The 8,768-nt window shown below is 72.6% G+C and carries 5 protein-coding genes; 2 read left to right on the top strand and 3 right to left on the bottom strand.

Features of this window, described 5'->3' with window-relative positions:
• Positions 1-73: 73 nt before the first annotated feature.
• Positions 74-5,029 carry an NAD-glutamate dehydrogenase gene (locus ACL02U_RS30330; RefSeq protein ID WP_412794199.1) on the bottom strand — a complete coding sequence of 1,652 codons (4,956 nt, stop codon included), beginning with the start codon at positions 5,027-5,029 and terminating at the stop codon, positions 74-76.
• Positions 5,030-5,687: 658 nt separating this feature from the next.
• Between ACL02U_RS30330 and ACL02U_RS30325 the strand changes: the two genes are divergently transcribed.
• A complete protein-coding gene (locus ACL02U_RS30325) occupies positions 5,688-6,254 on the top strand; it encodes a DJ-1/PfpI family protein (protein ID WP_412794198.1) in 567 nt (188 codons plus the stop codon).
• Positions 6,255-6,417: 163 nt separating this feature from the next.
• Here ACL02U_RS30325 and ACL02U_RS30320 read toward each other — a convergent pair whose 3' ends face one another.
• Positions 6,418-7,083 carry an HAD family hydrolase gene (locus ACL02U_RS30320; RefSeq protein ID WP_412794197.1) on the bottom strand — a complete coding sequence of 222 codons (666 nt, stop codon included), beginning with the start codon at positions 7,081-7,083 and terminating at the stop codon, positions 6,418-6,420.
• Positions 7,084-7,135: 52 nt separating this feature from the next.
• A complete protein-coding gene (locus tag ACL02U_RS30315) occupies positions 7,136-7,648 on the bottom strand; it encodes a DUF6912 family protein (protein WP_412794196.1) in 513 nt (170 codons plus the stop codon).
• Positions 7,649-7,983: 335 nt separating this feature from the next.
• Here ACL02U_RS30315 and ACL02U_RS30310 point away from each other — a divergent pair, with 335 nt between their 5' ends.
• Positions 7,984-8,613: an Rv3235 family protein gene (locus ACL02U_RS30310; RefSeq protein WP_412794195.1), complete on the top strand. Its 630-nt coding sequence runs from the start codon at positions 7,984-7,986 to the stop codon at positions 8,611-8,613.
• The last annotated feature ends 155 nt before the right edge of the window (positions 8,614-8,768 follow it).

Genomic DNA, 8,768 nt, shown 5'->3' with positions numbered 1-8,768 from the left:
CCCCCCCCCCCCCCCCCCCCCCCCCCCCCCCCCCCCCCCCCCCCCCCCCCCCCCCCCTCCGCCGTACCGCCGCCTACGAGTGCGAGCGCAGCAGCGTCCGCATGGTCCGCATGGCCACCGACAGGTTGGCCAGGTCGAAGGCGTCCGAGCCCTGGATCTCCTCCAGCGTCGTCCGCGCCCGGGCCAGGATCGGCGCGTTCTCCCGCTCCCACACCTCGAACCGCTGCTCCGGGGTCGCCGTGCCGTTGCCCGCGGCCAGCACGTCCGCCGTCAGCGCCGAGTGCGCCGCGTACAGGTCCTCGCGGATCGCCGCGCGGGCCATGGACTGCCAGCGGTCGTTGCGCGGCAGTTCGATGATGCGGTCCATCAGCCGGGCGATGCCGAGCCGGTCGGCGAGGTCGTAGTACACCTCGGCGACGTCCAGCGGCTCCCTGCCCATGCGGTCCGCCACCGAGACGATGTCCAGCGCCGGGAACACCGAGGAGAACCCGGCCACCCGGGTGGCCGGATCGTCCGGCACGCCCGCGTCGGTCAGCTCGTCGTAGATCCGCTGGTACCAGTCCAGGTCACCGCCGCGCAGCAGCTTCGGCAACTGGGCCCAGACCTGCTCGACCCGCTCGGCGAAGAACGCGACCGTCCCGGCCAGCTCCAGCGGCTGCGGCCGGTTGTTGAGCAGCCAGCGCGTGCCGCGCTCGACCAGGCGCCGCGAGTGCAGCCGGATCCGGGTCTGCACATCGGCCTCGACCCGGTTGTCGAGCGCCTCGACCGCGTCCCACACCGGGGACGACAGGAAGATCGCACGCGCCACGGTCTGCGCCCGGACGATCTCCTCCAGCGAGGCGCCGGTCTCCTCCCGCAGCCGGTGCAGATAGGTCGTGCCACCGGTGTTGACCGTGTCGTTGACCAGGACGGTCATGGTGATCTCACGGCTCAGGGGGTGGCCGTCGATGCGGTCGGCGAACTGCTCGCGCAGCTCGGTCGGGAAGTAGGCGTGCAGCAGGCTCCGCAGGTAGGGGTCGTCCGGGAGCGAGGTGTGCAGCAGCTCCTCGGTGACGGTGATCTTCGTGTACGCCAGCAGCACCGCCGTCTCCGGGCCGGTGAGGCCCCGGCCGGCGGCCAGCCGCTCGCGGATCTGCCGGTCGGTGGGCAGGAACTCCAGCGCCCGGTCCAGATGCCCCTGGCGCACCAGGTGCTTCATGAAGCGCTGCTGGGCGTGGATCATGTCCTTGGACTGCGCCAGCGCGTTGGCGATCGCCGTGTTCTGCGCGTAGTTGTTGCGCAGCACCAGCCGGCCGACCTCGTCGGTCATCTCGGCGAGCAGCTTGTTGCGCTGCTTCACGGTCATGTCGCCGTCCGCGACCAGGCCGTTCAGCAGGATCTTGATGTTCACCTCGTGGTCCGAGGTGTCCACGCCCGCGCTGTTGTCGATCGCGTCGGTGTTGATCCTGCCGCCGTGGGAGGCGAACTCGATCCGGCCGAGCTGGGTCAGGCCCAGGTTGCCGCCCTCGCCGACGACCTTGACGCGGAGGTCCGCGCCGTCCACGCGGATCGCGTCGTTGGCCTTGTCGCCCACGTCGGCGTGCGACTCGGTCGCGGCCTTCACGTACGTGCCGATACCGCCGTTCCACAGCAGGTCCACCGGCGCGGCGAGGATCGCCTTCATCAGGTCGGCCGGCGTCATCTTGGCGATCTTCGCCTCGATGCCGAGGGCCTCGCGGATGTGGGCGTTGAGCGGGATGGCCTTCGCCGAGCGCGGGAACACCCCGCCGCCGGCGGAGATCAGCTCGCCGTCGTAGTCGGCCCAGGAGCTGCGGGGCAGCTCGAACAGCCGGCGGCGCTCGGCGTACGAGGTCGCCGCGTCCGGGCTGGGGTCGATGAAGATGTGCCGGTGGTCGAAGGCGGCGACCAGGCGGATGTGCTCGCTGAGCAGCATGCCGTTGCCGAACACGTCGCCGGACATGTCGCCGACGCCGACGACGGTGAAGTCCTCGCTCTGCGTGTCCAGGTCCAGTTCGCGGAAGTGGCGCTTGACCGACTCCCAGGCTCCGCGGGCGGTGATGCCCATGCCCTTGTGGTCGTAGCCGGCCGAGCCACCGGAGGCGAAGGCGTCACCGAGCCAGAAGCGGTAGCTGGCCGCGACGTCGTTGGCGATGTCGGAGAACCGCGCCGTGCCCTTGTCGGCGGCCACCACCAGGTAGGTGTCGTCCCCGTCGTGGCGGACGACGTCGGCGGGCGGCACGACCTCGCCGGCGACCATGTTGTCGGTGATGTCGAGCAGTGCCGAGATGAAAATGCGGTAGGCGGCCACCCCCTCGGCGAGCCAGGCGTCGCGGTCCACACCCGGGTCGGGGAGCTGCTTGGCGACGAAGCCGCCCTTCGCGCCGACCGGCACGATGACGGTGTTCTTCACCATCTGCGCCTTGACCAGGCCGAGGACCTCGGTGCGGAAGTCCTCCCTGCGGTCCGACCAGCGCAGCCCGCCGCGGGCGACCTTCCCGAACCGCAGGTGCACGCCCTCCACCCGGGGCGAGTACACCCAGATCTCGTACGCCGGGCGCGGGGCCGGCAGGTCCGGGATCGCCTGCGGGTCGAACTTCATGGAGACGTAGTCGTGCGGGCTGCCGTCCTCGGCCTCCTGGAAGAAGTTCGTCCGCAGGGTCGCCTTGATCACGGTGAGGAACGAACGCAGGATGCGGTCCTCGTCGAGCGAGGCCACCTGGTCGAGCGCGGCGTCGACCTCCTCCAGCAGGGCGTCGATCAGCTCCAGCCCGGCCTTCTGCCGGTCCGGCGACATCCGCGCCTCGAACAGCGACACCAGCAGCCGCGTGGTGTGGACGTTGGTGCGGAGGGTGTCCTCCATGTAGTCCTGGCTGAAGGTGGAGCCCGCCTGGCGCAGGTACTTCGCGTACGCCCGCAGCACCATCGCCTGCCGCCAGGTCAGCCCGGCACCCAGCACCAGCGCGTTGAAGCCGTCGTTCTCCGACTTGCCGGTCCAGGCGGCGGAGAAGGCGTTCTGGAACCGCTCGCGGGCGTCGTCGCCGAAGAACTCCGGGCCGCCGTTCTGGGTCCGGGGCAGGCGCAGGCCGAAGTCGTAGATCCAGACGTTGCGCCGGTCGGTGCAGCGCAGCTCGTACGGACGCTCGTCGATCACCTCGACGCCCAGCCGGCCCAGCACCGGCAGCACGTGCGACAGGGAGACGGCCTCCCCGCGGCGGTAGATCTTGAACCGGCGCTCGTCGGGCGCCGCACCCACCGGCTCGTACAGGCTGAACGAGAAGTCCTCGTGGTCGCTGCGGTCGCCGAGCCGCTCCAGGTGGACCAGGTCGGCGACGGCGGAGCGGGGAGTGTGGTCGGCCTTGTACCCCTCGGGGAAGGCGTTGCCGTAGCGGCGCAGCAGCTCGGCCGCGCGCTCCTCGCCGAACTCGGCGTTCAGCGCCTCCGCGAACCCGTCGGCCCAGGAACGGGCGGCCTCCATGAGCCGCGTCTCGATCCGCTCCCGGTCGGCGTCGCTCAGTTCGGACAGCTCGGTGCCCGCCGGGACCCGCACCACGAAGTGCAGCCGGGACAGGATCGACTCGGTGTTCCAGGCGGTGAAGTCGACGCTGGTGCCGCCCAGCTCCTCCTTGAGGATGTCGATGATGCGCAGCCGGACCGCGGTGGTGTAGCGGTCCCGCGGCAGGTACACCAGCGCGGAGTAGTACCGGCCGTACTCGTCCTGCCGCAGGTAGAGGCGCAGCCGGCGCCGCTCCTGGAGGTACAGCACCGACGTCACGATGGACCGCAGCTCGTCCACCGGCGTCTGGAACAGCTCGTCGCGCGGGTACGTCTCCATGATCTGGAGCAGGTCGCGCCCGTCGTGGCTGTTCGGGGAGAACCCGGCGCCCTTCAGCACGGCGTCGACCTTGCGCCGCACCACCGGGACCCGGAGCACGGAGTCGGTGTAGGCGGCCGAGGAGAACAGCCCGAGGAAGCGCCGCTCGCCGATGACGTTGCCGTCCGCGTCGAACTTCTTCACGCCGACGTAGTCGAGGTAGGACGGCCGGTGCACGGTGGCGCGGCTGTTGGCCTTGGTCAGCACCAGCAGCTGGTGCTCGCGGGCCTTGGCCCGGGCGTCCGCCGTGAGCCGCTCGAAGGACGGGCTGACCGGGTGGCTGTTCTCGGCCGCGTGGTGCGGGTCGGACCGCAGGACGCCCAGCCCGGTCCCGGGGACGGCGGCCAGCGTGTCGTCGTCCCGCAGCTCGTACTCGCGGTACCCGAGGAACGTGAAGTGGTCGCTCGCCAGCCAGCGCAGCAGCTCGCGGGCCTCCTCGACCTGCTGCCCGGGCAGGTCGCCGGGGACCGGCTCGTCGGCCAGGTCGTCGGCGAGGCGGGTCGCGGCGGCCCGCATCTTCTCCCAGTCCTCGACGGCCTCGCGCACGTCGGACAGGACCCGCAGCAGGTCGGAGGTGATCTGCTTCAGATCGGCGCGGTCGGTCTCGCGGTCGGTCTCGACGTGGATCCAGGACTCGACGTGCGCGTCGTGCGGCAGGTCGCCGGTGGGCCGGGTGGGAAGGACCTCGATGAGCTTCCCGGTCACGTCGCGGCGGACGACGAACTGCGGGTGGATGACCACGTGGATGCCGCGGCCCTGCCGCGTCAGTTCGTTGGTCACCGAGTCGACGAGGAACGGCATGTCGTCGGTGACGACCTCGACCACGGAGTGGCTGCAGGTCCAGCCGTTCTCGTCGACGGTCGGGGTGTGCACCCTGACGTTCGCGGTTCCCTGCGGCCGGCTCTCGGCGAGCCGGTAGTGCGAGTAGGCGGCTCCGAAGACGTCGACCGGATCGCGGTCGGTGAGGTCTTCCGGAGCGGTGTGCAGGTAGTAGCGCTGGAGGAACGCGAGTACGGACTCGCGGTCGGGGGTGCCGTCGCCCGGAGTGCCCTCGCCCTTCGTCGGGGTCGGTAGGTGCCCCCCGACCGGACTGTTCTCAGCGACCCGGGCCGCCCTTCCGAGCAACTCGGCCTTGGCTTCGTCCAGCTTGGTCTGCATTGTCCTCTGGCTCCTGTCGCGCGCCGTTGCGTGACGTAGAAGGAAATACGATCTCCGGCCTTCCGGCGTGACGCCGCGACGCGGGGTGTCCGGTCTGTTCCGACGCTATGCCGCAAGGCGGGAGGAGCGGGGGTATGTCGGCCGTTTGTGACACGCCCGAAGCATGCTGCGCCGTTCTCCGCGCCGCCTTGGTCCGGGTCGCGCACGACGTCACGGGCGCCGCGAGTGCCCCCTGCCGCTCGCAGAGACCAGCGACCGCCGCCCGGCCTCGGATGTGTTCCGAGTGCCCCGGGCGCGGGGCGGGGGCAACAGCGCCCCCGCGAGATATCGCGCTGATCACGCCACCAAGGCTATCCCCCTCTACCCGGGGCCCGTCATGAGCCGTATGTGTACAAAACCAGGGGGCGAAGTTTGACGATCTGCACAGAGGACGGGGTGTGACGGGGTGGCCGAGGCCTCCGGGACCCCCGGCAGCGGCCTCCCCGGGTACCGACGGCGGCGGATGTCGCGGGGCGCCCCGCGCGTGCCGGGAGGGGCGCGAAAAGTCGCCGCGCCCCACTGCGCCGGTGCACTCTGAAAGCGCCGCGACCTCTTGGCAACCGCGCGCCGGAGAGGCACGTTGAGCACGACACCGCCCGCCCGAGGGGAGCCGCCCGACATGGCACCGAAGATCCTTATCGTGACCGGTGACGCAGCAGAGTCCCTGGAGGTCCTCTACCCGTACCAGCGCCTGCTGGAGGAGGGCTACGAGGTGCACATCGCGGCACCCGCCCGCAAGACGCTCCGGTTCGTCGTCCACGACTTCGAACCCGGCTTCGACACCTACACCGAGAAGCCCGGCTACACCCTGCCCGCGGACCTCGCCTTCTCCGAGGTCGACCCGGGCGCGTACGCCGCGGTGGTCGTCCCCGGCGGCCGCGCGCCGGAGTACCTCCGCAACGACCCCGAGCTCCGGAAGATCCTCAAGGCCTTCTTCGACGACGACAAGCCCGTCGCCCAGATCTGCCACGGCCCCCTGATGACCGCCTCGGTCGAGGCCTTGCGCGGCCGCCGCGTCACCGCGTACCCCGCGCTGGAGCCGGACATGGGGTCCGCCGGCGCCACCTTCCAGGACGCCGAGGCCGTGGTGGACGGCACATTGGTCTCCTCCCGGGCCTGGCCAGACCACCCCGCCTGGATGCGCGAGTTCCTCACGGTGCTGCGCGCCAAGGCGCCGGTCGCCTGACCGGCCGCGCCACCGGGCACGCCGGGGGCGGGCACGCCGGGGGCGGGCACCCCGCCCGCCGGGAGCAGCGGGGCGCCCGCGGCTCCCGGCGCGGAAACTTCGGACGCTGTTGGTTAGCGTCGGGAAACTTCGCACCGGGGGCCGCGGAACCCGGTGCGCCCGGTCAGGCCGCCAGTTCCTCGGCCACCGCGACGGCCTCCGCCAAGGTGTCCACCACCGGCACTCCGACCTCCTCGAGACTGGCCCGGCTGTGCGAACCGCCCGTGTACAGCACGGCCCCCGCCCCCGCGTGGCGCGCCGCCACCGCGTCGTCGGCGGCGTCCCCGATGACCACCGTGCGCTCCGGCCGCACCCCCGTGAGCTCCCGGAGGTGCCGCACCATGTGCTCGGACTTGCTGCCCCCGGACGGCCCGATCCGCCCGTCCACCCGCAGGAAGTGCTCCTCGATCCCGAAGCCGCGCACCAGCGGGACCAGCTCGTCGTGCACGTACATGCTCAGGATCGACTGGCTCCGCCCCTGTGACGTCCACTGCACCAGCAGGTCCGCGGCACCGGCGGTGAGCCCGCAGGCCACCCGGTGCTCGGCGTAGTACCGGTGGAACACCTCGTCCATGACCTGCCACTCGGCGTCGGTCGGCAGCCGCCCCATCAGCCGCTCGTAGAACTTCGGCACCGGCACGCAGTACAGCGCCCGGTACCGCTCCAGCGTGAGCGGCTCCAGCCCCAGCTCGGCGAACGCCGCGTTCGTCGCCCCTATGATCGCTTCGTTGTCGTGGAAGAGCGTCCCGTTCCAGTCCCAGACGATGTGCGAAGTCCCTTGCATCCCCATGCCCGGAAACCTACCCGGCCGGACCGACAATCAGCGGATCGGCTGCGCGGCCTCAGTCCGCCGGGCCGACCAGGCCGGGGATCTCCTGGGTGGCGAACCACAGCAGTTCGTGGTCCTCGACGCCGTCCACCGCGGACTGCGCGTCGCCGTCCCCGCCGTCCGCAGCCGGGAGCGCCCGCGCCGCCGCGGCCACGTCGGTCTCCGCGTCCTCGGCGTCGACGTGCACCGATGCCGCCTTCGCCAGCGGCACGGCGCCGGTCACCCGCACCCGCCCGAGTGCCGCCGGATCGAGCCCCTCGGGGTCGGGGCCGGCCTCCCGGTCGGGGACGTCCACGGCGACCACGACTCTGCGCCGCACCGCCTGCGGGTCCGCCGCGAGCAGGCGCAGCGAAGCCAGCGCGGCCCGGTTCAGCGCCACGTACTCCAGCTCCTCGATGTCGTCGGAGACGCACCACTCGCGCAGGGCGGGCGTGACGGCGTACGCGACGACCGGTCCGGTCCCCAGCTCGCCCGTCCGGTGCGCCTCGGCGAGGCGGGGGAGGGTCAGGGGGACGTAGACGCGCATGGCAGGCCGCTTTCGTGGTCGTGAGGGGGTCCGCGGAATCCCGGGAGGACGGTTCGGCTCCTCCGGGGGCCTTCAGGATACGTGCGCGGGTCCCCTTTCGGGGCGCTGTCCCCGGTCGGCAGCGCGTCCACACCGCGCCGCGGATTCACCCTCCGCCGCGCCGCGGCACAGGGGCCGGGGCGCCGCCGCCCACCCTGATAGGTGAACCTCCCGCGCCGCCCGGCGGCCCGCGGGCCCACCTTGCCGCCGACCGGCGACTCCCCGTACAAGATCCATCACAGGGAGTCACCACCCGGCGGGCGCGTTCGGCCGGGTTCACGGGAACGGGGATCGACATGCACAAGGTGATGACCAGGGCGCAGCTCCACCGCGGCACCCGCCCGCCGGGCCGCCGCGACACCCGCCGCCCGGGCGGGGCCCCGCCCCGCGACCCCGGGGCGGGCACGGCAGGCGCGCAGGCGCCGGGCGGCCGCCCTCCGGGCTCCCCGGGGGACCGCAGGGCGACGCGGAGGCTCCCCGAGCCGGAGGGGGCCGCCCGGCACGCCCCTCCCGCCGCAGCCACCCGCACCTCCGCCCCAACCGCCACCGCCACCGCCACCGCCACCGCCGGGACGGTGCCGCCGCCCCGGCCCAGCGATGTCTTCGCGGACCTCCTCCTCGCCGTCCTGAGCGGCCAGCGTCCCGTGCACGCGATGCTCCGCCACACCGCGGGCCGCGCCTACGACGAACTCGTCCGGCTCGCCGAACGCGGTCCGCTGCGCACCACCCGCGGTGTCCGCCCGGTCGTCCGGGACATCGGCTACTACGAGCCGCGGCCCGGCGTTCTGGAGGTGTTCGCGAGGATCGGTGCCGGCGACCGACTGCGTGCGATGGCCTTCCGTCTGGAGCGGGGCCCGAACCTGCGGTGGCGCTGCACCGCGGTGGAACTGGGCGGACCACGCCGGACGCGCCCCCACGGCGGCTGACCCCCCACAGCGGCTGACCGCCACGGCGGCTGACCCCCACGGCGACCAATCCGCGGCCCTGCCGGCCTGCGCAAGCAGGCCGGCGCCGGCCGACCGTGCGGAAAACGCGTGCGGAACGCGTGCGGAACGCGTCGGCACCGCGGGGACCGGAAACG

This window comes from Streptomyces sp. MS06 (genome assembly GCF_047200655.1).
In the GTDB taxonomy this organism is placed as follows: Bacteria; Actinomycetota; Actinomycetes; order Streptomycetales; family Streptomycetaceae; genus Streptomyces.
The sequence above is the reverse complement of the archived record's forward strand: the minus strand, read 5'-3'. Positions and strand labels throughout refer to the sequence as shown.